The 24147-nt window shown below is 62.7% G+C and carries 25 protein-coding genes; 10 read left to right on the top strand and 15 right to left on the bottom strand.

What is annotated here, in order from left to right; genetic code table 11:
- Positions 1–156: 156 nt before the first annotated feature.
- From ACJO2E_RS03070 to gatC, 4 genes are all read right to left on the bottom strand, one after another.
- The gene (locus ACJO2E_RS03070) at positions 157–624 is read right to left on the bottom strand and encodes a PilZ domain-containing protein (RefSeq protein WP_406961718.1); all 468 of its coding nucleotides are present in this window, start codon (positions 622–624) and stop codon (positions 157–159) included.
- A gap of 456 nt (positions 625–1080) precedes the next feature.
- A complete protein-coding gene (gene gatB, locus ACJO2E_RS03075; RefSeq protein ID WP_406961720.1) occupies positions 1081–2532 on the bottom strand; it encodes an Asp-tRNA(Asn)/Glu-tRNA(Gln) amidotransferase subunit GatB in 1452 nt (483 codons plus the stop codon).
- A gap of 22 nt (positions 2533–2554) precedes the next feature.
- Positions 2555–4000 (bottom strand): Asp-tRNA(Asn)/Glu-tRNA(Gln) amidotransferase subunit GatA, encoded by a 1446-nt coding sequence (gatA, locus tag ACJO2E_RS03080; RefSeq protein ID WP_406961723.1) that lies wholly within the window; start codon positions 3998–4000, stop codon positions 2555–2557.
- A gap of 25 nt (positions 4001–4025) precedes the next feature.
- Positions 4026–4313 carry an Asp-tRNA(Asn)/Glu-tRNA(Gln) amidotransferase subunit GatC gene (gatC, locus tag ACJO2E_RS03085; protein WP_406961725.1) on the bottom strand — a complete coding sequence of 96 codons (288 nt, stop codon included), beginning with the start codon at positions 4311–4313 and terminating at the stop codon, positions 4026–4028.
- Between the two features lie 178 nt (positions 4314–4491).
- Between gatC and ACJO2E_RS03090 the strand changes: the two genes are divergently transcribed.
- The 7 genes from ACJO2E_RS03090 (at position 4492) to ACJO2E_RS03120 (ending at position 13957) form a co-directional block, all read left to right on the top strand.
- Complete coding sequence (locus ACJO2E_RS03090) at positions 4492–5532, top strand: rod shape-determining protein (protein WP_328189475.1); 1041 nt, start codon at positions 4492–4494, stop codon at positions 5530–5532.
- A gap of 108 nt (positions 5533–5640) precedes the next feature.
- Positions 5641–6525 carry a rod shape-determining protein MreC gene (mreC, locus tag ACJO2E_RS03095; protein WP_406962369.1) on the top strand — a complete coding sequence of 295 codons (885 nt, stop codon included), beginning with the start codon at positions 5641–5643 and terminating at the stop codon, positions 6523–6525.
- A complete protein-coding gene (gene mreD / locus ACJO2E_RS03100) occupies positions 6525–7001 on the top strand; it encodes a rod shape-determining protein MreD (protein ID WP_406961727.1) in 477 nt (158 codons plus the stop codon). Before mreC ends, mreD begins: the two co-directional genes overlap by 1 nt.
- A 25-nt stretch (positions 7002–7026) precedes the next feature.
- The gene (locus ACJO2E_RS03105; RefSeq protein WP_406961729.1) at positions 7027–7635 is read left to right on the top strand and encodes a Maf family protein; all 609 of its coding nucleotides are present in this window, start codon (positions 7027–7029) and stop codon (positions 7633–7635) included.
- A gap of 1 nt (position 7636) precedes the next feature.
- Positions 7637–9121 carry a ribonuclease G gene (gene rng / locus ACJO2E_RS03110; protein WP_406961731.1) on the top strand — a complete coding sequence of 495 codons (1485 nt, stop codon included), beginning with the start codon at positions 7637–7639 and terminating at the stop codon, positions 9119–9121.
- A 5-nt stretch (positions 9122–9126) separates the two neighbouring features.
- A complete protein-coding gene (locus ACJO2E_RS03115) occupies positions 9127–13089 on the top strand; it encodes a YhdP family protein (protein WP_406961733.1) in 3963 nt (1320 codons plus the stop codon).
- 34 nt (positions 13090–13123) lie between these two features.
- Complete coding sequence (locus tag ACJO2E_RS03120) at positions 13124–13957, top strand: carbon-nitrogen hydrolase family protein (protein ID WP_406961735.1); 834 nt, start codon at positions 13124–13126, stop codon at positions 13955–13957.
- Between the two features lie 46 nt (positions 13958–14003).
- On the opposite strand, the gene yjgA is transcribed toward ACJO2E_RS03120, so the two are convergent.
- From yjgA to ACJO2E_RS03175, 11 genes are all read right to left on the bottom strand, one after another.
- Positions 14004–14546: a ribosome biogenesis factor YjgA gene (yjgA, locus tag ACJO2E_RS03125; protein ID WP_406961737.1), complete on the bottom strand. Its 543-nt coding sequence runs from the start codon at positions 14544–14546 to the stop codon at positions 14004–14006.
- A gap of 17 nt (positions 14547–14563) precedes the next feature.
- The gene (locus ACJO2E_RS03130) at positions 14564–14833 is read right to left on the bottom strand and encodes an HPr family phosphocarrier protein (RefSeq protein WP_406961739.1); all 270 of its coding nucleotides are present in this window, start codon (positions 14831–14833) and stop codon (positions 14564–14566) included.
- Positions 14830–15720, bottom strand: coding sequence for an RNase adapter RapZ (rapZ, locus tag ACJO2E_RS03135; RefSeq protein WP_406961741.1), 891 nt, complete (start codon positions 15718–15720; stop codon positions 14830–14832). The genes ACJO2E_RS03130 and rapZ overlap by 4 nt, the downstream gene beginning before the upstream one ends.
- A gap of 65 nt (positions 15721–15785) precedes the next feature.
- On the bottom strand, positions 15786–16253 hold the full coding sequence (ptsN, locus tag ACJO2E_RS03140) for a PTS IIA-like nitrogen regulatory protein PtsN (protein WP_406961743.1): 468 nt from the start codon (positions 16251–16253) through the stop codon (positions 15786–15788).
- Between the two features lie 93 nt (positions 16254–16346).
- Positions 16347–16655, bottom strand: a complete 309-nt coding sequence (gene hpf, locus ACJO2E_RS03145) for a ribosome hibernation promoting factor (RefSeq protein WP_328189485.1) — start codon at positions 16653–16655, stop codon at positions 16347–16349.
- A gap of 30 nt (positions 16656–16685) precedes the next feature.
- On the bottom strand, positions 16686–18191 hold the full coding sequence (locus ACJO2E_RS03150; protein ID WP_406961745.1) for an RNA polymerase factor sigma-54: 1506 nt from the start codon (positions 18189–18191) through the stop codon (positions 16686–16688).
- 233 nt (positions 18192–18424) lie between these two features.
- Positions 18425–19150: an LPS export ABC transporter ATP-binding protein gene (lptB, locus tag ACJO2E_RS03155; RefSeq protein ID WP_406961747.1), complete on the bottom strand. Its 726-nt coding sequence runs from the start codon at positions 19148–19150 to the stop codon at positions 18425–18427.
- 11 nt (positions 19151–19161) lie between these two features.
- Positions 19162–19701 (bottom strand): lipopolysaccharide transport periplasmic protein LptA, encoded by a 540-nt coding sequence (gene lptA / locus ACJO2E_RS03160; RefSeq protein WP_406961749.1) that lies wholly within the window; start codon positions 19699–19701, stop codon positions 19162–19164.
- Entirely contained in the window at positions 19685–20305 is a 621-nt protein-coding gene (lptC, locus tag ACJO2E_RS03165; protein ID WP_406961751.1) for an LPS export ABC transporter periplasmic protein LptC, read from the bottom strand. The genes lptA and lptC overlap by 17 nt, the downstream gene beginning before the upstream one ends.
- Positions 20305–20874, bottom strand: coding sequence for a KdsC family phosphatase (locus ACJO2E_RS03170; RefSeq protein ID WP_406961753.1), 570 nt, complete (start codon positions 20872–20874; stop codon positions 20305–20307). Before ACJO2E_RS03170 ends, lptC begins: the two co-directional genes overlap by 1 nt.
- Before the next feature lie 10 nt (positions 20875–20884).
- Positions 20885–21853 carry a KpsF/GutQ family sugar-phosphate isomerase gene (locus ACJO2E_RS03175; RefSeq protein ID WP_406961755.1) on the bottom strand — a complete coding sequence of 323 codons (969 nt, stop codon included), beginning with the start codon at positions 21851–21853 and terminating at the stop codon, positions 20885–20887.
- Positions 21854–22059: 206 nt separating this feature from the next.
- On the opposite strand from ACJO2E_RS03175, the gene ACJO2E_RS03180 reads away from it, so the two are divergent.
- Genes ACJO2E_RS03180 through mlaD form a run of 3 tightly spaced genes read left to right on the top strand, consistent with a single transcriptional unit; the run spans position 22060 to position 24132 of the window.
- The gene (locus tag ACJO2E_RS03180; protein ID WP_406961757.1) at positions 22060–22887 is read left to right on the top strand and encodes an ATP-binding cassette domain-containing protein; all 828 of its coding nucleotides are present in this window, start codon (positions 22060–22062) and stop codon (positions 22885–22887) included.
- Positions 22880–23674, top strand: a complete 795-nt coding sequence (mlaE, locus tag ACJO2E_RS03185) for a lipid asymmetry maintenance ABC transporter permease subunit MlaE (protein ID WP_406961759.1) — start codon at positions 22880–22882, stop codon at positions 23672–23674. Before ACJO2E_RS03180 ends, mlaE begins: the two co-directional genes overlap by 8 nt.
- On the top strand, positions 23674–24132 hold the full coding sequence (gene mlaD / locus ACJO2E_RS03190; protein ID WP_406961761.1) for an outer membrane lipid asymmetry maintenance protein MlaD: 459 nt from the start codon (positions 23674–23676) through the stop codon (positions 24130–24132). The genes mlaE and mlaD overlap by 1 nt, the downstream gene beginning before the upstream one ends.
- Positions 24133–24147: the final 15 nt, after the last annotated feature.

Here is a 24147-nt window from a genome sequence, read left to right on the forward strand (position 1 = left end):
TGCCCAGACAGGGAAAAATAGGATTAATTTGAGGATGGGTACTATATCAGGGAGCGGTACTTATAAGAAGGTGAGCTAGTAGAGTTTACAGCTATAACAATATGCTGCCGGCGATGGGCCGGCCATCGCAGCATGGGTGTTTACGACCGTGGATGATCAGACCATGCGGTCGGCCAGCAGCCGGTGGACGTACTGGTCCACGTAGTCGAAACCGCGCCCGTCGAAATCCACGAATCGGATGCCCAGGTGGAACTCGTCCCTGGCCATGCGTCGCAGGTGGGCGATATGGCAGCGGGCCGAGAGCTGGACGGACTGCTGTGACAGTACCGGTACTTCAAAGCGGGCGGTGACGTCGATCCAGTCGCCGGGAGCGGGGGCCCGCTTGCCGGGGATCAGGGTTTCGGTGACCTTGCTGGTGCAGCGGATCATCATCCCGGAACGGGACAGGTTGCAGATTTCGCATTCGATGGCCGGCTGGCCGGGGCGATTGAGGGTGACGCTCAGATTTACATCGGCTCGCTGTTGATCACGCAGGTTGGGTTCCGCAGCACGGGGCTTGACCCGCATTGGCTTGGCGGACTCGACATCGAGTGGCTTTCCCATGGTGACACCTTGTTCGATCATGTTACCTGTCGTTCCCCGAAGCGAGGACGGTAACGAATCTCTGAAAAAGCCCCTGGTCCGCATCCTGCGATCCTAACAACTACCTCTTCTGTCGGTGACTCCTCGCCGGTCGGAAAATCAACCGGTGCCAGGCCTCTTTTTCAGAGGCTCGTAGAAACCTAACGTAACTTCGGGCCAAGATTATAATTTTAGCTATCTGCCGGAGTGTAATTGGTTGATTGCTGACCAGCAAGGTGGTGTGTCGTGACCTGGGTCATATAAATAAACATCCGTTTGAGATTTTGGCCTTGGATGCATGGGCGTCGGGTCGGGGGATCTTTTCGTAGCAGCGCCATGGATGGCGCGGTGCAAGGTCGGTCCAGGGAAGGGCCGTGAATTGCGGCGGAAAAAGGGGTGACACCCCGGTCCCAGCCACCCGGTTAGGGAAGGCTGGGACCGGGGCTGGCTATCAGGCAGTCAGCCGCCGAGCTTCTTCTGCAGAATCTCGTTGAACAGCTTGGGGTTACCCTGGCCCTTGGAGGCCTTCATCAGGGGGCCCATAAAGCCGCCAAGCATCTTCTTGCGCTTCTTGGGATCCTCCTCGTTCTGGTACTGGGCCACCTGATCCGGCATGCCGGCCAGGACCTCGTCCACCATTTTCTCCAGTTCGCCAGTGTCGGACACCTGCTTCAGGCCCTTGGCGTCGATGATGGCGTCCACATCGTTGTTTTCACCGGTCCACAGCGCTTCGAATACCTTCTTTGCACCAGCGGAAGAGACCGTGTTGTCGGCAATGCGGGTCACCAGGGCGCCCAGTTGTTCGCCGGAGATGGGGGCGTCGGCAACAGAGCGTTCCTCGGCGTTCAGGCGTGCGGAGAATTCGCCCAGGATCCAGTTGGCGGACAGCTTCGCGTCCTTGCCGGACGAGGCGGTCTGTTCGAAGAAGGTGGCCAGCTTTGAGTCTCCCGCCAGCAGGCCGGCATCGTAGTCGTTCAGGCCGTACTGCTCCTGGAAGCGGGCCTTACGGGCATCCGGCAGTTCCGGCAGGCTGTTGCGTGCCTCGTCGATGAAGGCCTCGTCCAGCACCACCGGCAGCAGGTCCGGGCAGGGGAAGTAACGGTAGTCGTTGGCTTCCTCTTTTGTGCGCATGGAGCGGGATTCGTCGCGATCGCCGTTGTAGAGGCGGGTTTCCTGCACGATCTCGCCGCCATCTTCCAGGATGTCCATCTGCCGCTCCACTTCGTGGGCGATGGCCTGCTCCATGAAGCGGAATGAGTTCAGATTCTTGGTTTCGGTGCGGGTACCCAGGGTGTCGGAGCCCTTCGGCTTGAGGGAGATGTTCACGTCAAAACGCATGGAACCCTGGGACATATCGCCGTCGCAGATGCCCAGCGAGGTGACAATGCCGTGGAGTTTCTTGGCGAACGCCACGGCTTCGTCGGCGTTGTTCATGTCCGGCTCGGTGACCACCTCGATCAGCGGGGTGCCGGCGCGGTTCAGGTCCACTCCGGTCATGCCATGGAAGTCCTCGTGCAGGGACTTGCCGGCGTCTTCCTCCAGGTGAGCGTGGTGGATACGGACCCTCTTGCTCTCACCGTTGGGCAGGTCGATGTCCACAAAGCCTGGCCCCACGATGGGGCGTTCGAGCTGGGTGGTCTGGTAGCCCTTGGGCAGGTCCGGGTAGAAATAGTTCTTGCGCTCAAACACCGAACGGCGCTCGATTTCGGCGTTGACCGCCAGCCCGAACATCACCGCATAGCGGAAGGCATTCTCGTTTGGCACCGGCAGGGTGCCGGGCATGGCCAGGTCTACGGCGTTGGCCTGGGTGTTGGGCTCGGCGCCGTAGGCGGTGCTGGAGCCGGAAAAGATCTTGGTCTGTGTGGCGAGCTGAACGTGAATTTCCAGCCCGATGACAATATCCCATTGCATGTGACACTCTCCTCTGTCGGGCTTATTGGGGCTCGCGCTGGTGCCAGTCGGTCACCTGCTGGAACTGGTGGGCGGCATTGAGCAGCCGGGCCTCGGAGAAGTAATCCCCGATGATCTGCAGACCCACCGGCAGGCCGTCGACGAAACCGGCCGGCACCGACATGGCGGGGACGCCGGCCAGGTTGACGGCGATGGTGAACACGTCCTCCAGGTACATGGTGACCGGGTCGGTGTTCTTCTCGCCCTGCACAAAGGCTGGCGATGGCGACACCGGGCTCATCAGTACGTCGACCTCTTTGAAGGCATTGATGAAGTCCTGCTGGATCAGACGGCGTACCTTCTGGGCCTTGAGGTAGTAGGCGTCGAAGTAGCCGGCGGAGAGGGCATAGGTGCCCACCAGGATGCGGCGTTTCACTTCCTCACCGAAGCCTTCGGCCCGGGTGCGGGTGTACAGGTCCATCAGGTCCTTCGGGTCCTCGCAGCGGTAGCCGTAGCGCACGCCGTCAAAGCGGGACAGGTTGGCGGACGCCTCCGCCGGGGCGATCACGTAGTAGGCGGCGATGGCCAGCTTGGCGTTGGGCAGGGAGACTTCCTTCACCGTGGCGCCCAGTTTCTCGTATTCGCGGACGGCGTTGCGAACCTGTTCTTCCATGGCGGGGCTGAGCTGGTCGGAGAAGTATTCCTTCGGCAGGCCGATGGTCAGGCCCTTCATGGACTCGTTCAGGGTGGCGGTGTAGTCCGGCACCTCGCGATCGATGCTGGTGGAATCCTTCGGGTCGAAGCCCGCCATCACGTTCAGCATCATGGCGTTGTCTTCGGCGGTACGGGCGATGGTGCCGCCCTGGTCCAGGCTGGAGGCAAAGGCGATCATGCCATAGCGGGACACGCGGCCGTAGGTGGGCTTGAGGCCAGTGACGCCGCACAGCGATGCCGGCTGACGAATCGAGCCGCCGGTATCCGTGGCGGTGGCCGCCGGTACCAGTCGCGCCGCGACCGCCGCCGCTGAACCACCGGATGAGCCACCCGGTACCCGGCGCTCACCCCAGGGGTTGGTGACGGCGCCAAAATAGCTGGACTCGTTGGAGGAGCCCATGGCGAACTCGTCCATGTTGGTCTTGCCCAGGCAGACCGCGCCCGCCTGGCGGAAGTTGGCGGTGACCGTGGCGTCGTAGGGCGGGATAAAGTCCTCCAGCATCTTCGAGCCACAGGTGGTGCGGACGCCATTGGTGCAGAAAATGTCCTTGTGGGCGAAGGGAATGCCGGTCCAGGGAGTGGCATTGCCGGCAGCGCGCTGCTGGTCGGCGGCTTCGGCATCGGCCAGGGCCTGTTCTTCGGTGACAGTGATGAAGCTGTTGTAATGCCTGTCTTCCTGGCGGATGCGGTCCAGGAACTGCCGGGTCAGTTCCACGCTGGAGACTGTGCCGCTGGCCAGTTCGCGGGAAAGGTCTGCTACGGATTTGTTGTGCATGATGAGTCCTGGTGTCGCTGGTGGATCACTCGATAACGCGGGGAACGAGGTAGAGGCCATTCTCCGTGGCCGGCGCGATGGCCTGGAAAGCGGCCCGCTGGTCGCTCTCGGTGACCTCGTCCGGGCGCAGCTTCTGGACCGCGTCCAGAGGGTGGGCCAGGGGTTCTACCGACTCGGTATCGGCGGCGCTGAGCTGGTCCACCAGGTCGAGGATATTGCCCAGGTCCTTTTCCAAGGCGGACACCTGCTCATCATCCACCTGGATGCGGGCAAGCACCGCGACTTTTTCGATGTCCTTGCGGGAAATGGTCACGCATTGCCTCCGGGGTCGTGAAAAACGACCATGTTAACAGATCAGGGGGGGTGCGCAGTACCCTGACAAGGCGGTAACAGCCTGTAACGCGGCGGATCACGCCTTGCCTGCGGGGGTGCTCGCTGCTAAAGTTGCGGCATCATTTCCCTACGGCATTTCTCAGGTTGAAATAAAGCGAATGTTGAAACGTATCCGAGGCCTTTTTTCCAGCGATCTCTCCATTGATCTTGGTACCGCTAACACCCTTATTTATGTCCGTGAGCGGGGGATCGTCCTGAATGAGCCATCGGTCGTGGCCATCCGCACCAACAACTCCCAGAAGACGGTTGCGGCTGTCGGTACCGAAGCCAAGCGCATGCTGGGCCGTACTCCGGGCAATATCACCGCCATCCGCCCCCTCAAGGACGGTGTGATTGCGGATTTTGTGGTCACTGAGAAAATGCTGCAGCACTTCATCCACAAGGTGCATGAGAACAGCTTTATCACCCCCAGCCCCCGGGTGCTGGTGTGTGTGCCCAGCAAGTCCACCCAGGTGGAGCGCAAGGCCATCCGTGAATCGGCCCTGGGTGCCGGAGCCCGTGAGGTGTTCCTGATCGAGGAGCCCATGGCCGCGGCCATCGGCGCCGGCCTGCCGGTGGAGGAGGCCAGCGGTTCCATGATCGTGGACATCGGTGGTGGCACCACCGAGATCGCCATCATCTCCCTCAACGGCATTGTCTATGCCGAGTCCGTGCGGGTGGGTGGTGACAAGTTCGACGAGGCCATCGTCACCTATGTGCGCCGTAACTATGGCAGCCTGATTGGCGACTCCACCGCAGAACGCATCAAACACGAGATCGGCTGTGCGTATGAGGGTGTCGAGATCCGTGAGATTGATGTGCGCGGCCGTAACCTGGCGGAGGGCGTGCCCCGTTCCTTCACCCTCAACAGTGAAGAAATCCTCGATGCGTTGCAGGAATCCCTCGCCCAGATCGTGCAGACGGTCAAGAGCGCCCTGGAACAGTCCCCGCCCGAACTGGCTTCCGACATTGCCGAGCGTGGCATCGTGCTCACCGGTGGTGGCGCGCTGCTCCGTGGCCTGGACAAGCTGATCAGCGAGGAAACCGGTCTGCCGGTGATTATTGCCGAAGACCCGCTGACCTGTGTTGCCCGTGGCGGCGGCAAGGCCCTGGAAGTGATCGACCGCAGCGGCATTGGAATGTTCTCCCAGGAGGGGTGATCATGGCACCAGGTGCCGTCCTGACAGCCTCGCTCCCGACACCGCCGCTGGAGGGAAACCTCAGCGGCGGTCGCGTAATCGGGGCAGGGGGGCTGTGCCATTAAGACCATATTCGTTCAGGGCCCGGTCCCCGGCTTTCGGCTCCTGGTGGTACTGGTGCTGTCACTGGCGCTGATCGTGGCGGATGACCGGTTCGATCGTCTGGAGCCGGTACGCAGCGGCATCGCCAGTGCCCTGGCCCCGGTGTTCTGGCTGGGCAATGCGCCGGACCGGTTCGGTGGCTGGTTTGCCGGCGTGATGACCCCTCGCGAAGATCTCCTGGAAGAAAACGAGGCCCTCAAGGCCCGGCTGATGATTCTGGAGCGCCGGGCCCTCAAATACGGCGCCCTGGCCGCCGAAAATACCGAACTCCGGGAACTGATGAACGCCTCCGCCTCCGTGGACGACCGTGTCGTGGTGGCGGAAGTGGTGGGGGTGTCACCGGACCCCTTCTCCCATGAGGTGATTATCAACAAGGGCGAGCGTGACGGCGTTACCGCCGGGCAGGCCATCCTTGACGCCAATGGCCTGATGGGCCAGGTGTTGTATACCTCCGCGTTCACCTCCCGGGTACTGCTGGTATCCGACAGCAGCCACGCGGTGCCGGTGGAAGTGCTCCGTAACGGCCTGCGGGCCATCCTGCTGGGCAACGGTGATATCGGTCAGCTTGAGCTGGTCCATGTACCGGATACCGCCGATATCCGTGAAGGGGATGTGCTGGTCAGCTCCGGGTTGGGCGGCCGCTTCCCCAAGGGTTACCCGGTGGCGGAGGTGTCATCCATCACCAAGGATCCCGGCGCCCCGTTCGTCACCATCCATGCCACGCCACTGGCCAGCCTGAGCCGCAGCAAAATGGTGCTTGTGGTCTTCCAGGAAGCCGGTGCCGCCAGTCCCGATGAACTATACGACCAGCAGCGCACCGCCCCGGATGGCAACGGCGGGGAGGGTAACTGATGCTGTCGATCATCAGCTATCCGGTCATGTTCGTCAGTATCCTGGTGTCCCTGGTGCTGAGCATCTCCCTGTTCCCGTCGGGGTGGTTCGAGTTCCGCCCGGAATGGCTGGGATTGATGGTGTTCTACTGGACCTTCCGGGCACCGGCCCAGTTTGGCATTCTCATGGCCTGGTTCCTCGGGCTGTTGCTGGATGTGCTGGAGGCAACGCCCCTGGGCGTCAATGCCCTGGGTATGGCGATGATCGCCTTCCTGGTGCTGACGGTACACCAGCGACTGCGGATGTTTCCCCTGATCCAGCAATGCGTGATCGTATTCCTGCTGCTGGGAATCAACCAGATGCTGGTTCACTTCATCAAGCAGCTTCTGGGGGCGGAGTCCGCCGGTTTTGACTACCTCTGGCCGGCTGCCACCAGTGCCGTGCTGTGGGTGGTGCTGTGCCCGGTGCTCGACAAGCTCAACCTCAGGCTCGGTTGAAGCAGGTAACAACGGGAACGATACCATGACGGAACGGGTCATACTGGCCTCGGCGTCACCACGCCGGGCGGAACTGCTCAGGCAGCTTGGTCTATCCTTTGATACATTGCCAGTCGATATTGACGAGACAGCGCACCCGGGAGAAGCTCCCGCGGACTATGTACTGCGACTGGCACGGGAAAAGGCCCTGGCTGGCTACCGGCGTAACAACCGGCCTGACGCCCTCGTACTGGGTTCCGACACCACCGTGGTTCTGGGCGATCGTATCCTGGGCAAGCCGGAGGATACAGACGGCGCCAGGCGTCTGTTACAGTCGCTGTCAGGCCGTGAGCATCAGGTGATGACCGGGGTGGCACTGGCTACCCGGGATGGCGTGGAGGCCAGGGTCATCGTGACCGACGTCCGGTTCCGCACGCTGGACCCGCAGGAGATTGACGCCTACTGTGCCACGGGCGAACCCATGGACAAGGCCGGCGCGTACGGTATCCAGGGGCGCGGGGGCGCCTTTGTCACCACGATCCGGGGCAGCTACAGCGCCGTGGTGGGACTGCCCCTGGATATCACCGCCGGCCTGCTGGCCGATGCCGGCCTGCCGGTCTGGAATTACTGGAATTCCTCAACAGACGGAGAATGACATGAGCGAAGAAATCCTGATCAACGTTACCCCCGTGGAAACCCGGGTGGCACTGGTTGAGAACGGGATGCTTCAGGAGGCTTATGTCGAACGTACCAGCCGTAAGGGCATCGTCGGCAATATCTTCAAGGGCAAGGTGGCACGGGTGCTGCCGGGCATGGAAGCGGCCTTCGTGGACATTGGCCTGGAGCGGGCCGCCTTTATCCACGCCTCGGACGTGTTACCGGTCAATGCCGATGACAACGGGGAGCCGTCGGATGGCCCCCGAACCGTACCGGATATCCGCACCCTGTTGCGGGAGGGGCAGTCGCTGGTGGTCCAGGTCACCAAGGACCCCATCGGTACCAAGGGCGCCAGGCTGACCACCCAGCTTTCCATTCCCTCCCGCTACCTGGTATTCATGCCCGGTGTCCGTCATGTGGGTATTTCCCAGCGTATCGAGGATGAAGACGAGCGCACCCGGCTCAAGAATACCCTGGAAACCGCCATTGGCGAGCAGGAATCCTGCGCCGGCGGCTTCATTATCCGTACCGCGGCGGAGGGCGTCTGCGATGAGGATATCCTGGCGGACATGGCCTACCTGCAGCGCCTGAACCAGTCGATTATCGACCGCATCGAACACGCCAAGGCCCCTGCCATTGTCTATCAGGACCTGCCCCTGTTCATCCGCACCATCCGGGACCTCATCCGCCCCCAGACCGAGAAGGTCCGTATCGATTCCCGGGAGAGCCACCAGAAGGTCATGGAATTTGTCCGGGAGTTCGTGTCGGAATTCGAGAACAAGGTGGAGTACTACCCCGGGGAGCGCCCCATCTTCGACCTGTACAGTGTCGAGGACGAGATCCAGAAGGCCCTCAGCCGTAAGGTCCAGCTCAAATCCGGGGGCTACGTTATCATCGACCAGACCGAGGCGATGACCACCATAGACATCAATACCGGCGCCTTCGTCGGCCATCGTAACCTGGAAGAGACCATCTTCAAGACCAACCTGGAGGCGGCCCGGGCCATCAGCCGGCAGCTTAGGTTGCGCAACCTCGGTGGCATTATCATCATCGATTTCATCGACATGGATGATACGGAACACCAGCGCCAGGTGCACCGCATGTTGGAGAAGATGCTGGAACGGGACCATGCCAAGACCAAGATCACCGGCGTCTCCGAGCTGGGTCTGGTGGAAATGACCCGTAAACGGACCACCGAGAGCCTGGGGCAGATCCTGTGTGAGCCCTGTCCCATCTGTGACGGCCGCGGCTTCCTCAAGACCGGGGAAACCGTATGCTATGAGGTCTTCCGCGAGATCTTGCGGGTGAACCGAGCCTACGAGGCAGAGAGTTACCTGGTGATGGCGTCCCAGAAGGTGGTGGACCGACTGCTGGATGAGGAAGCCGACAATGTGGCGGATCTGGAAACCTTCATCGGCAAGTCGATCCGGTTCCAGGTAGAGCCATTCTACAGCCAGGAACAATATGATGTGGTCCTGCTCTGAGTGTGATGTCCCAGCAACCCCCACCGCCCCCGGCCGGCCCGGCCCCTGACCGAAGTCGCCGCCGACCCTTCCACGGCCTGTTGCTGACAGCCGCCGTCTGGCTGCTTGTATTCCTGCTGCTGATCGTTGCCGCCGCCACCACCGGGGCCCGGTATCTGGCCAGGCACATCGACGATTACCGCCCCGCTATTGAATCCGTGCTGAGTGAACGCCTGGGTCAGGACGTGACCATTGGCAGTCTGTCCGCAGACTGGCAGGGACCTGATCCGGTCTTGCAGGTGAACAACCTGCAGATTGACCACCATTCCGATACTGATGCCCGGGCGGTCGGCCTCCAGCACCTGCTGTTGCGGCTCGATGGTCCGCGGTCATTGCTCCGCCTGGGGCTGGTTTTCGAGAGGATGGAAGCGGACGGCCTGGACCTGGTCCTGGCCCGGGGGGCCGACCGCGGCCTGGGCATCGAAGGCCTGAACCTGCCCGAAATCGGTCCCGGCCTGGCGGACGGCGCCGAGCTGTCGGGAGAACAATGGCTGCAACCCCAGCGCTGGTTGGATGAGCTGGCGGGCCGTATATCGAATCCGCAGGTCCGCCTGACCCACCTGACACTGGGGCTGCGGGCGCCGGATACCGAAACCGTGTTCGTGGATATTCCGCAACTGGACCTGGCCTACAGTGACCAGCAGATGTCCGCCTCCGGTCGCGTCATGCGCCAGGGAACCCTGGACCAGCTCGCCACCTTCTCGATCCGGGGGCGCGACCTCTTCGAAGGCCGTTTTACCGGACGGGTGTGGGCGGACATCACGCCCGGTGGCGTGCTTGAGGCAATTACCCGTGGGCTTGAATGGCGCGACTTCCAGTTGCAGGAACTGGACGCCAGCGCCAGTGCCTGGCTGACGTTCAACAATGGCCGGCTGGAGCGGGTCAATGGCCGGCTCCGGATGCCCCGTCTGCGGCTGACCAGTGACCTGGCTAACCTGCCCGCTCTGGAGGAACTCACCGCGAGTGTCGGCTGGCGCCGGAGCGACGATGGCGGCAGCCTCCACATCCGGGACCTGCAATGGCGCTGGCAGGACGAGATGGTCACCGGCATGGCCGTGAAACTTGACCATGACCGGCTGTCGTTCCGGATCGGGGCCTCCGGGGTTTCCCTTGGCCCCCTGGTTCATATGGCGGTGACCTCGAACCTGTTGCCCGCCAGGGCGGAACCCGAAATCGCGGGCCTGAAGCCAGCGGGCCGACTGTCGTCCCTGCAGGTGCGGGTGCCACGAAACCAGCCCGGCGAGTTCGAGCTGTCGGCCAGTCTCGATGGCGTTTCCGTCCAGCCCCACCGGGGGGCGCCTGGGGGCCGTAACGTCCGGGGAGAGCTCTGGCTGAGCCGGCACGGCGGCAGGATCAGGGCCCGGGGTGAGGACATGATCCTGGACTTCCCGAAGTTGTTTGCCGGGCCCCTGACTTTCAGCCGGGGGGACGCGGATGTGGCCTGGCGGCTCGATGGCGGCATCACCCGGGTGTTTGCCCGGGACATGGAGGCCACCTACGGAGAGGGCACCCGGGTGGGGGGCGCCTTCGATCTGAGGCTGGACCGTTACGGCGAGGATAACCTGGGGCTGAAGCTCGCCATTGAGAATGCCGACGCCGGCATGCTGCCCTCGGTCCTGCCGGTGGGGGAACTGGATCGCGACCTCTACGAGTGGCTGACCACCGCGATCACCGGGGGCGAGGTGGTTAGTGGCGAGTTCTACGGCCATGGCCAGATCGGGGAAGGGCTGCCCCGGCACAGTTTCAGTACCGCCATGGAATACCGGTTCCGGGACGCCAGTATCGTCTACGACCCGCAATGGCCGGAGGTTACCGGCGCTGCAGGCACGGTCACCATCCACAACGGCGATGCCCGTGTAGTGCTGGACCAGGCGGTGACCGGTGGATTGCGGCTGAACCGGGGCGAGGTCTCGGTAGTCGGGGGTGACGGGGCACCCACAATCACCGTGGACACCAGTGCCCGGGTCAATGGCGAACAGGCGGGGTACTGGCTCAACGAGACCCCGCTGGGTGAGATGGCCGGCGAGGCGAGGCAGGGGGTGTCCCTGGGGGGCAACTACGAACTCGACCTGGCCCTGGGCGTACCCCTGGCGGCCGGACAGGCGGTGTCGGTCAACGCCAGGCTGCGGACGCAGAACGGCAGTCTCCGGTATCCCCCGGCCGATCTGGAGTGGCAGGACATCCGTGGCGGGCTGCGGTACAGCACCCGGGATGGCTTCAGCGATGATGCCCTGTCAGCGACCTTCATGGGTCAGCCAGTCAGTGTACGATTCCGGGCGGATCCGGCCCGGGGGGCGTTGACCATCATCCAGACCGGCCAGGCGGACCTGGTCACCCTGGCCCGTGAGCTGATGCCCCAGGAGCAGCGAGTACCCGGTGTGTCGGGAACACTGCCCTATACCGCCCGACTGGATTTCGTGCCCGGTGCCGACGCCCGTCTGGCGGTCACCGCCGATGCCTCAACGATCCGGTCGCAGTGGCCGGCGCCCCTGTCCCGGGAGACCGGTTCCGGCGACAACCTGGAGGCACTGCTGCGCTGGCCCGAGGGCGATCAACTGCTGCTGGAGGCCCAGTGGGGCGAGCGTCTGTCGGCGGCACTGGAATGGCGGGGGTCCCGCTTCCATGGTGGCCAGGTGGTCATCGGTGACGGATCGGCCCGCTTCCCGGTGGAAGGGGGGCTGCTGGTTCGTGCCGCATTTGACCGGTTCGCGCCTGCCCGCTGGCTGCCCTGGCTGGAGCAGTTGGGCGTGACCGGTGACGCCCCGTCGGGGGCGGAGTCCGGGGGTACCGGTCAGCGGTTTGACTGGCTGAACAGTGTCGATCTGAGGATGAACGAGCTGATCCTGGGAGATCATGCGGTTCCCGGTCTCCGGGTAACGGCACGGCCCAGGGAGGACGGCTGGCTGCTGACAACCAATTCCGATCGTGCGGTGGGTCGGGTACGGATTCCCGATTCCGGTGATCGCATCTGGGTCGACCTGGACCGGCTCAGTCTGGCCCGGGACCACGAACAGGATACCGGGGGTAGTGCCGTGCCGGCGTTGCTCACCCCCTCTGAACAGCTTGATGCGTTCCGGGGCATGGCGGCGGGGCAGTGGCCGGAGGTGGAGGTTCGTATCGCCTCATTGATCCTGGGGGACGATCCCGCCGGCTCCTGGTCATTCGTATTGTCACCGTCACCGGATCAGGTGACGTTGATGGACCTCCAGGGCCGCCTGGAGTCGCTGGTATTTGATGGTCAGCTTCGTTGGGGGGTCACCTCCGGCGAGGAGGTCACCCTGGTGCAGGGGGTACTGGAGGGCGGCGGGCTCCAGGGCCTGGCCAGCCTGGTGGGCAAGGAAATACCGATGACCAACAAGAACTCGGTGATCGACCTCAATATTGCGTGGCCCGGTCGCCCCGACCAGTTCGCCGCCGGTCGCCTGAGTGGGGAATTCAGTGTCAGGCTGGATGATGGCGTAATCCTGCAGAATAACGAGACGGCCCAGATCTTCCGGGTCTTCAACCTGCTCAACACCGACACCCTGCAGCGTCGCCTGCAGTTTGATTTCTCCGATCTCTATGAGGCGGGGGTCGCCTTTGATGCCATCTACGGCAAGGCAAAACTGGATAACGGCGTGTTGACCTGGGATCCGGACCTGCAACTGGCGGGCCCCTCCGGGGCGCTGAGGCTATCGGGGCTAACCAACCTGGCGGCGGAAACCCTGGACATGCGGCTGGTGGTGATCCTGCCGCTGACCCAGAACCTGCCCCTGGCGGCAATCCTGATGGGCGCCTCGCCGCCGGTGGGGGGTGCCCTGTTCGTACTGGATAAACTGCTGGGTGAACCGTTGAGCAAACTGACCAGTGCCACTTATAGTGTAAGGGGAACCTGGGATAATCCGAAGGTGGACCTGCGGAACATCTTCGATTCCGGGAACCAGGAATAGTCCGTCCAATCAGGCAGCCCCGATGGAGATCGCCATGGCGAATGCCCAGACCGTCGCCGCCATTCAGATGGTGAGCACAAGGGATATTGACGACAATCTTGACCAGGCCTCCCGGCTGCTGGCCCGGGCGGCCGAGCAGGGAGCCCGGGTGGCGGTACTGCCGGAGAACTTTGCGGTGCTGGATACCGCCAACATGCCGTTGCACGGTGGTCGCGAGGTGGCCTCAGACGGCCCCATCCGCAGTTTTCTGGCGGAACAGGCCCGCAAGCACGGGCTCTGGATTGTTGGCGGCTCACTGCCCATTGCTGCCCGGCCAGATGGCTCCGCCCTGGAGAACCGGGTAAGGGCCAGTTGTGTGGTGGTGGACGACCAGGGCACGGAAGTCGCCCGCTATGACAAGATCCACTTGTTCGATGCCATGGTGGAGGACAGTCAGGGACAGTACCGGGAATCGGACACCTTTGAACCCGGCGAGCAACTGGTGACGGTGGACACGCCCGTGGGCCGGCTGGGGCTGGCGATCTGCTATGACCTTCGCTTTCCTGAGATGTTCCGGCAGTTGCGCGAACGGGGAGTGGACTGGGTTACCCTGCCCAGCGCCTTCACCTGGCATACCGGCGACGCCCACTGGCACCCCCTGGTCCGGGCCCGGGCCATTGAGAACCAGGTCTGGATGGTGGCGCCGGGGCAGGGGGGGCAGAACAGCGAGCGCCGCCGCACCTATGGTCACTCGGTGATCGTCGATCCCTGGGGCAAGGTGGTCAAGGAGCTGGCCGAAGGGGCTGGGGTGCTCGTCACCGAGCTGGATCCGGACTACCTGCAGCAGGTCCGCAAGCGCATGCCGGTGTGGGAGCACCGGCGACTGTAGTCTGTCGATCAGCGGATGAACCCGAGGGAATGCCGGAACCGGCGAATCAGCCAGCCTGCTCGGCGTCGTCGATACACTCCCGCAGGTAGCGGAACAGTTTCCGGCCCTGGCCGGTGTTCTTGTCCGTCTTGACATCCCTCTGGGCGTTCCTCAGCAGGTTGCGGAGGTGCTGCACGTCCGCCGTCGGGCAATGGCCGACAAATTCCGCCACGGCGGCGTTGCCCTCGGCGATCAGGCGGTCACGCCAGCGCTCGGCCAGGTGATGGCGGCGGGTGTGTTCCTCGCTGCCGGCGTCAAAGGCTTCCACGGCGCGGCGCAGGGCCTCGGGATCGTCCTCGTTACGGATCACCTTGCCGATGTATTGCAGGTGCCGGCGCCGGGCCTCGTGCTGTCGGATACGGCGGGATTCCTGGATCGCCGCCTTCAGCGTCTCACTCATGGGCAGGGTGGCAAGCTGTTCATCGCCCAGGTCCAGCATGTGTTTGCCCAGCTCCTGCAGTGCCTGCATTTCGCGTTTGACCTGCGACTTGCTCTTGATCAGCTCGTCTTCGTCGCCGGTCGCTTCCCGGGATGGATCGTATTTGCTCACGGCTGTTCTCTCATGGGTTACTGGCCCTCACCAAAATAGTCATTGATCAATGCCTCAAGGGCTTCGATGGCCTGCTGTTCATCAGGACCGTCCGCTATCAGTTCTACTTCCGTTCCCTGGCTGGCGGCCAGCATCATCACCGGCATGATGCTCTTGGCGTCCACCTCGCGGTCACCCTTGGACAGCAGTACATGGCTTTCGAAGGCCGATGCCGTCTCGACCAGTTTGGCGGCCGCCCGGGCATGCAGCCCGAGCTTGTTGATGATGGTAATGGGTTGGCGGATCATGCCGTACCGCTGGTTTTCGGGTTCAGGTGGGGCAGTTCCGTGTGCCGGGTCTGGACCCGGTTGTACTGCCGGCTGAAATAGCGGGACAGTTGTTCGCACACGTAGACGGACCGATGCTGTCCGCCGGTACAGCCGATGGAAATGGTCATGTAGCTGCGGTTGCTCTTGCTGAACTGGGGCAGCCAGCTTTCCAGGAAACGGGTCAGGTCATCGATCATACGGTTAGTCATGTCGTCAGAGCCCAGGAAATCAATGACCGGCTGGTCCATGCCGGTGTATTTGCGCAGTTGCGGGTCCCAGTAGGGGTTGGGCAGGCAGCGGACGTCCAGAACATAGTCGGAATCCACCGGCACACCGTGCTTAAACCCAAACGACTGGAACAGCAGTGCCAGCTCCTGCTCACGGCGGCCGATAATTCGCTGCTTGACCATATCCCGGAGCTCGTACATGGACAGCTCGGTGGTGTCCAGGTACAGGTCCGCCAGTTGGGCGATGGGTTCCAGCAGTTGCTTCTCGTAGCGGATGGCCTCAGTGAGCGAGGTGTCGTCGTCGCTCAGGGGGTGCTTGCGCCGGGTGGCATGGAAACGCTGCAGCAGGGACTGTTCGGTGGCATCCAGATAGATGATCTCGGTGGTCATCCCCGAGTCCAGCAGCCGCTGATGGATAGCCTCGAAATTGGCAATCTCGCTGGACAGGTTGCGGGCATCAATGCTGACCGCAATCTTCTCCAGCCGGCTGCCGGAGTTGCGTGAGGTGGCCTCGGTGGTCAGCGGGAACAGCAGCCCGATGGGCAGGTTGTCGATGCAGTAGTAACCCAGATCCTCCAGCACATGGAGGGCGGTACTCTTGCCCGAACCGGAACGTCCGCTAACGATGATCAGCTTCATGAAACTTGTCCCCTGGCGACTTGGCCGACATTGAGCGCGAGTATACGCGACATGCCGGGAAAGGATCAGGTGTTGCCGGTCATCTTCTGGTGGAGACCTTCGGCGGTCTCGCAGGCCCGAAGGGCATCGCAGAAGCTGCGGTCATTGAATTGCTCGGCAAGCTGGCTGAGTAGCTCCAGGTGCTCTGAGGTGGCTTCGCGGGGCACGATCAGTGTGAACAGGAGATCCACCGGCTGGTTGTCGATGGCGTCGAAGGCTACCCCTTCCTCCATCGTGACCAGGGCCCCGACCACGCGGGTGCACCCTTCGAGCCGGCAGTGGGGAATGGCAATACCCTGACCGATGCCGGTGCTCCCCAGCCGCTCCCGGGCTACCAGGTTATTGAAGATCTGGGTTTCATCCAGCTCCGGATACTGTCCGGCCACCTTTTCCGCGATAAATTCCAGAATCCGCTTCTTGCTGGTGCCATTGACCCGGCAATGGGTGAGTTCCGGCGCCAGTATGTTGTTGATGGTCAAGGTCGAATCGGTCATGGATGCTCGTCGGTCCCGATAAAAAAATGCTGCGGTACGAGTCCGTACCGCAGCGTTGTGAGTCAGATTATAGCCGTTCCGGTATCGCAATGGTTAGCGGGCAGTTGCTCCGTGCATCCGGTCAACGTTCTTTTCCTTGTGCTTGAGGATCTGCCGGTCAAGTTTGTCCACCAGGGCATCGATGGCGGCGTACATGTCATCGTTTTCAGCCTTCGCGTGGATTTCGCCGCCGACCACATGCAGCGTGGCTTCCGCGATCTGGCGCACCTTTTCCACCTCCAGGGTTACCTGACAGTTGCTGATGTGATCGAAGTGGCGCTCAAGTTTTTCGAATTTCTCGTTGATGTAATCCTTGAGGGAGGGAGTCAGTTCGACATGATGACCGGAAATGTTCAGTTGCATGGGCTTCTCCTGTTTGTCAGACCCTTTGTGTCAGACCAGTCGCTTCCGCTCGTTGGAGGGCGGAATATGCATGGCTTCACGGTACTTTGCCACCGTTCGCCTCGCCACCTTGATGCCCTGCTCTCCCAGCATGGTGGCAATCTTGCTGTCACTGAGCGGCTTTTTCGGGGTTTCCGCCGCAATCAGTTTCCTGATCATTGCGCGAATGGCTGTAGACGAGCATTCGCCGCCTTCCTCGGTGCTCACGTGGCTCGAGAAGAAGTACTTCAGCTCGAAGATGCCACGGGGCGTGTGCATGAACTTTTGCGTGGTGACCCGGGAAATGGTGGATTCGTGCATTTCCACAGCCTGGGCGATGTCCGACAGGATCAGCGGTTTCATCGCCTCTTCCCCATGGTCCAGAAAACCCTGTTGATGTTCAACTATTCGTGTCGCCACCTTCAGCAGGGTCTCGTTCCGACTCTGCAGGCTCTTGATGAACCATTTCGCCTCCTGGAGCTGATCCCGCAGATAGGTGTTGTCGGCACTGCTGTCGGCACGCCTTATAAGGGAAGCATAGCTGGCATTGACACGAATGCGCGGGGCAATTTCAGGATTCAGTTCCACCCGCCAGCGGCCCTTGTCCTTGCGTACGATCACGTCCGGAATCACGTAGTCCGGCTCGGAGGTGTCCAGGGCGTTGCCCGGGTGCGGGTTGAGGGCGGTGATCACCGCCAGCACTTCCCGCAACTGGTCTTCCTTCAGGCGACTGCGCCGTAACAGTTGTGCGTAGTCGCGGTTACCCAGCAGGTTGATGTAGTGGGTGATCACCAGTCGCGCCTTGTCCAGCCACGGGGTGTCTGCGGGCAATTGGTTAAGCTGGATCAGCAGGCATTCCTGCAGGTCACGGGCAAAGACACCGGGCGGGTCGAAGTGCTGCAGGCGGCGCAGGACGGCTTCCACCTCGTCCATTTCCACCGGGTCCTCGTCTTCGTCGTCCATCAGCCCGGAATGGATTTCCTCCAGTGCGGAGGTCAGGTAGCCGCGCTCATCCACGGCATCCAGCAGGGCATGGGCGATGGCGGCATCCCGCTCGCCCATGGGGGTCAGGTTGAGCTGCCACTCCAGATGGTCGTGCAGGGTCTCGGTAGTGGGACTGCGGCTTTCGAAATCGGAGTCATTGTCGTCATCGCCCCGGGAGGCGGGAGCCGGCGCGGACTGGTAGATATCGTCCCAGGCGGTGTCCACCGGCAGGTCGTCGGGGATGTTGTCGGACGGGTTGTTGTCCGCCGACCAGTCCGATTCCTCCCAGGTATTGTCGGCTGCGGACTCACCTTCCGAGGCGCTGACCGACTCCTCGTTGTTGTCCTGCTCGGCGTCGGAAGACTCGTCGGTGTCTTCCTCCTCGGAGGTTTCCAGCATCGGGTTGGAGTCCAGGGCCTGCTGGATTTCCTGTTGCAGGTCCAGTGTGGAAAGCTGGAGCAGACGGATCGCCTGTTGCAGTTGTGGGGTCATCGTCAGGCTCTGACCCATCTTTAACTGTAAGGAGGCTTTCATCACCATGGTTTCACATCCATCGCCCTTCTGAGGTAGCCGGTAACAGAATCGTTGCTAAAAAACACTGATTCAGCTCAAAAAATAGCTGAAGTCAGGCAAAAAAATCAGCATTACCGGATACTTGGAAATAACAAGCAAGTTCTTTGCCGAGTGTACCCCCTTGCTGCTGTCAACACAATTGCAGGGCGTGCGGACTGTGTTGCAGTGTGTAATGGGCACGGTCTGGCGTCGGATTACAGCCTGAACTCGTTCCCCAGGTAGACTTCCTTCACCTGCTGGTTGGCCAGGACTTCATCCGCGGACCCAGAGGCAATGATGTGGCCGCTGCTGACGATGTAGGCCTTTTCGCAGATATCCAGCGTTTCCCGCACGTTATGGTCGGTGATCAGTACGCCGATCTGCTTGTCCCGCAGGTGGCGGATGATCTGCTTGATGTCGCTGACGGAGATGGGATCCACCCCGGCAAACGGTTCGTCCAGCAGGATAAAGGCCGGTTCCATGGCCAGTGCCCGGGCGATTTCCACCCGCCGGCGCTCCCCCCCGGACAGGGCCATGCCGGCGCTGTCACGGATATGGGTAATGTGGAACTCCTGCAGCAGTTCTTCCATCTTGTCCTGGCGCTGCTTCTTGTTGAGGTCTTTCCGGGTTTCCAGGATCGCCATGATGTTGTCGCTGACCGACAGCTTCCGGAATACTGACGCTTCCTGGGGCAGGTAGCCGATGCCCTGCCGTGCCCGCCCGTGCATGGGCAGGGGGGTGATGTCCTTGCCGTCGATGCTGATGTGGCCGTGATCCGCCGGCACCAGGCCGACGATCATGTAGAAGCAGGTGGTCTTGCCGGCGCCATTGGGGCCCAGCAGTCCCACGATCTGGCCGCTCTCGATGCTCAGGGATACATCGATAACCACCTGTTTCTGTTTGTAGCTCTTGGCGAGATGATTTGCCTGCAATAGTGCCATGGAAACAGCCGTCAGTTGTTGTTGCCGGAGTTGTTGCCCCGGGGCTGGATAACCATTTCAACCCGTCCGGACCCCTCGCCCTCCGCGGTCCGGCCCTCACCGGTAACCACGCGGTTGGCGGTGTTGTAGTTGATCACGGCACCACGGAACTCGTCACCGCCTTGCTTCACCACGGCCTCCCGCTCGAAACGCAGCAGGTTGTCGGGAGCGGAATAGTGGATGAGCAGGGCTTCGGCGTCCACCGGGCCTTCGGTCTCGGTGGCGGGCCGGGAATAGGTGGCAGGTTGTCCGCGGGCGTCGATACGGTCAAGGCCCTGGGCGTTTCGGTGGACATCGACCCGGTCGGCGGTGAGCAGGATCCCCCCCTGGCGGACCTCGACGTTGCCCCGGTAGATGGCGATGCCCTGGTTGTCGTCCAGGCGGGCCGAATCCGCGGTCACCCGGATCGGTTCGTTGGAGTCCAGGTTGAAGGCCAGGGCGGGCAGGGCCGGGCCCAGAACCAGCGTTGACAGCAGTAGCAGGCGACCTGCCAGGTTACTGACGGGTTTCATAGATCCCCTCGACTGAGTTTTCCAATTCCAGCACCCGTTCATCGAACCAGCCGGTCATGCCTCGGGCGTGGGTGATGCTGCCCGGCGACTTCAGGGTGACGGGGCGATCGGTTGTCGCCCTGCCGGCGGGATTATCGATGCGAAGGTACTCGGTGAGCAAGATGGCATTACCGCCTTCCACGCTTCGGGTGACTTCCACGTTGCCTTCCAGTTCCATCACTTCGGTGTCCATGTGGTACAGGCCATGGTTGGCGTCCAGCAGCCAGCGCAGGTCGGCCTCATGATCATACAGAGTGGCGTCCGGCGCTTCCAAAACTGCCTGCCGGCGGTCGTCGAACTGTTCCGTACGAGGGCTTGAGGCTACCAGCTTGGGGCGGCCCTGGGTATCGAACGAGCGGAATTCACCGTCATTGATAAAGGTGTCGGGCTCACTGGCGCCCCGTAGCTCCATGGCGTCGGTATCGACGGTGGCTGGCTCATCGCTGTGCCACAGCAGGAAACCCAGGGCCACGACGGCGATCAGCAGGCCGGGGTTGCGGATGCCCGGGCGGGCCAGGAAATCCAGGACCCTCAGCAGCAGGTGGCGGGGATTCTCTGACGCCATCAGGTGTCCCCCAGCCAGGTCAGCAGTTCGCCGTCCAGGTGCCCCCGGGCCGACAGCAGCAGGTCGGTGAGCTCCCGCACGGCACCCGAACCGCCGGCGGCGTGGGTGCAGAAATCGGCGTGCTGGCGCACGAACCAGTGGCCGTTAGGCACGGTAACACCAAACCCGGCATAGCGGATGGCGGCCAGGTCTGGCAGGTCGTCGCCAATGTAGGCCACCTGGGCCGGCTGCAGTTGTCGCTCGGCCATAATTTCCCGCAGGGCGGCGATCTTGTCCTCCCGGCCCTGGAGCAGGGTGGTGATGCCGAGGCTGGTCATGCGCCGCTCGGTGAGCGGGGACTGGCGACCGGTGATCACCGCCACCTCAATGCCGGCGGCCATGGCCTGCTTGAGGCCAAGCCCGTCGAGGATGTTGAATGCCTTGAGTTCATCGCCGCTGGCAGAGAACAGCAGGGAGCCGTCGGTCATCACGCCGTCCACGTCCAGGGCCAGCAGGGCAATCTCCCGGGCCCTGGTGAGTGCGTCGTCCGGCCACTCCGGCCGGCTGTTGGGTGCCGTCTCCTCGGTCATTACCACTCCGTCAGATCACGCCGGCGCGCAGCAGGTCGTGCATGTTGAGGGCGCCCACCAGTTCGTCGTTGCGGTCCAGCACGGGCAGGGCGTTGATCTTCAGCTCCTCCATGATGTGCAGGGCCTCGGCGGCGAGCTGGTCCTCATGGATGGTGCGTCCGTTGCGGGTCATGACATCACGGATCAGGGTCTTGTGGATGTCGATGGACCGGTCCAGGGTCCGGCGCAGGTCGCCGTCGGTGAAGATACCCACCAGCTTGCCGTCCTCGTTGATGACCGTGGTCATGCCGAGGCCCTTGAGGGAGATTTCCAGCAGGGCGCCGGACAGGGGGGTGTTCTCCTGTACCTTCGGTACCCGGTCATCGATGTGCATGATGTCGGACACCCGCAGCAGCAGTCGCCGTCCCAGGGTGCCACCGGGGTGGGAGAAGGCGAAATCCTCGGCGCTGAAGCCGCGGGCCTCCAGCATGGCCACGGCCAGGGCGTCGCCCATGACCAGGGTGGCGGTGGTGCTGGAGGTGGGGGCCAGCCCCAGGGGGCAGGCCTCCTTGGCCACGCTGATGTCCAGGTTGGCCACGGCCTCCCGGGCCAGGGTGGAATCCGGGTTGCCGGTCATGCTGATCAGGGGGGCGCCCATGCGCTTGATCAGGGGCAGGATGGTGAGGACTTCGGCGGTGTTGCCGGAATTGGAGATGGCGAGTACCACATCCTGGGGCGTGATCATGCCCAGGTCGCCATGGCTGGCTTCACCGGGGTGGACAAAGAACGATGGCGTGCCGGTACTGGCCAGGGTGGCGGCTATCTTGTTGCCGATATGACCGGACTTACCCATGCCGGTCACCACCACGCGGCCCTGGCATGCCATCATCACCTCGCAGGCATGGACGAAGTCATCGCCGATGCGCGTGGACAAGGCCTCCACGGCCTGGCGTTCCACTTCGATGGCCTGCAATGCGGCAGAGACATAAGGCTTGTTCATGGGGCTCCTGGATTGCTCCGATCCGGGGCTGGTGCCACCGGGGGTGTAACAGGGGCGACAGTATATCATCAACCCGGCCTCCGGGCCTTCTCGCAGGGGGTGTTCGCTGGCTGCCGGGCCTCTCCTGCCAAACTTTAACACCCCCGACCATTGAGCGGCAGCGCAAGTTGGCATACTGTACGCCAAATTTTCCGGCAGTTTCTGACATGTCTGACTCATCCTGCATCACTCTCGATGATGTTGTCTTTACCCGGGGGAACCGGCGCATCTTCGACGGCGTGACCCTGAGCATCCCCCGTGGCCGGATCACCGCCATCATGGGGCCCAGCGGTACCGGCAAGACCACCCTGCTGCGGCTGATCGGTGGCCAGCTCAGGCCGGATAGCGGCCGGGTCACGGTGGAGGGTGAGGACGTGCCCAGGCTGGGCCGCAAGGCCCTCTACCGGCTGCGTGAGCGCATGGGCATGCTGTTCCAGAGTGGCGCGCTGTTCACCGACCTGAGTGTGTTCGAGAATGTGGCCTTCCCGCTGCGGGTACACACCGCCCTGCCGGAGGACATGATCCGGGACATCGTGCTGATGAAGCTGGAGGCCGTGGGACTGCGGGGTGCCCGGGACATGATGCCCGCTGAACTCTCCGGGGGCATGACCCGCCGGGTGGCCCTGGCCCGGAGCATCGCCTTGGACCCGGAGCTGATCATGTACGACGAGCCCTTTGCCGGCCAGGATCCCATCGCCATGGGTGTGCTGGTGAAACTGATCCGTGACCTCAATACCACCATGGGACTGACCAGCGTGCTGGTGTCCCATGACGTGCCGGAATCCCTCAGTATTGCCCATTACGCCTGCATCATCGCCGACGGCCAGGTAATCGGCGAAGGCTCGCCGGACGAGCTCAGGAATCACTCGTCGCCCCGGGTGCAGCAGTTCCTCCATGGTCAGCCGGACGGGCCGGTGCCGTTCCATTACCCGGCACCGGATGCCGGAGCGGACTGGGGCAGCGCCGACCGGGTGGGGGAGGGGCGCCATGGTTGACGGGCTGGTGGATCGTGTCGCCGGGCTGGGGCGCAGCGCACTGGCCGTGGTGGCCTCCCTGGGGCGGGCATCTATGTTCCTGTGGGGCGCCCTGGCCGGGGTGCCCCGGCCGGCCGTCGGGTTGCCGCTGCTGGTGCGCCAGCTCTATACGGTGGGGGTGCTGTCACTGGCCATCGTGGTGGTGTCGGGGCTGTTTATCGGTATGGTGCTGGCGCTTCAGGGCTACTCGATCCTCAGTGACTTCGGGTCGGAAAGCGCCATTGGCCAGATGATTGCGCTGACCCTGCTGCGGGAGCTGGGGCCGGTGGTGACGGCGCTGCTGTTTGCCGGCCGGGCCGGTTCCGCCCTGACGGCGGAAATCGGCCTGATGAAGGCCACGGAACAGCTTTCCAGTATGGAGATGATGGGCGTGGATCCCCTGCGCCGGGTGATCGCGCCCCGCCTGTGGGCCGGTTTCATCTCCATGCCGGTACTGGCGCTGATCTTTTCGGTGGTGGGCATCTGGGGCGGTATGCTGGTGGGTGTCCAGTGGCTGGGTGTATTCGAAGGCTCCTACTGGGGCAACATGCAGGCGTCCGTGGCGTTCCTGGATGATGTGGTCAACGGCCTGGTCAAGAGCCTGGTGTTCGGGTTCGTGTGCACCTGGATCGCGGTGTACCAGGGGTACGACTGCGTGCCGACCTCGGCGGGTATCAGTTCGGCCACCACCAGGACGGTTGTGTATTCATCATTGGCGGTCCTGGGGCTGGATTTTGTCCTCACCGCTGTCATGTTCGGGAGTTTCTGATGGCCCAGAGAACAACGGAAATCATGGTTGGTCTGTTTATCCTGGCGGGTGGTGCGGCGCTGCTGGTGCTGGCACTGCAGGTGAGCGGGCTGACTTTCAAGCCGGGTGGTGAGACCTACACGGTGTCCGCCTACTTCAACGATGCTGGCGGTCTGGCGCCGCGCTCCCGGGTCTCCATGGCCGGTGTAACCGTGGGGCGGATCCGCGAGGTGGCCCTTGATCAGGAGGCCTTCCAGGCGCGGGTGGTGATCGATATCGAGGCAGGGTACGACAGCATTCCCGCCGACAGCTCAGCAATCATACGTACATCAGGCCTGCTGGGTGAACAGTATATTGATATTTCACCGGGTGGGGACCTGGAATCCCTGGCGGACGGAGATATTTTCTACGAAACCCAGTCAGCGCTTAACATTGAGCGTGTGATCAGCAACTTCGCCTCCGGTCAGGGTGGCGAGTAGTCAGGCAAGGACATA

The sequence above is a fragment of the Marinobacter shunpengi genome (genome assembly GCF_045449695.1).
GTDB lineage: Bacteria > Pseudomonadota > Gammaproteobacteria > Pseudomonadales > Oleiphilaceae > Marinobacter.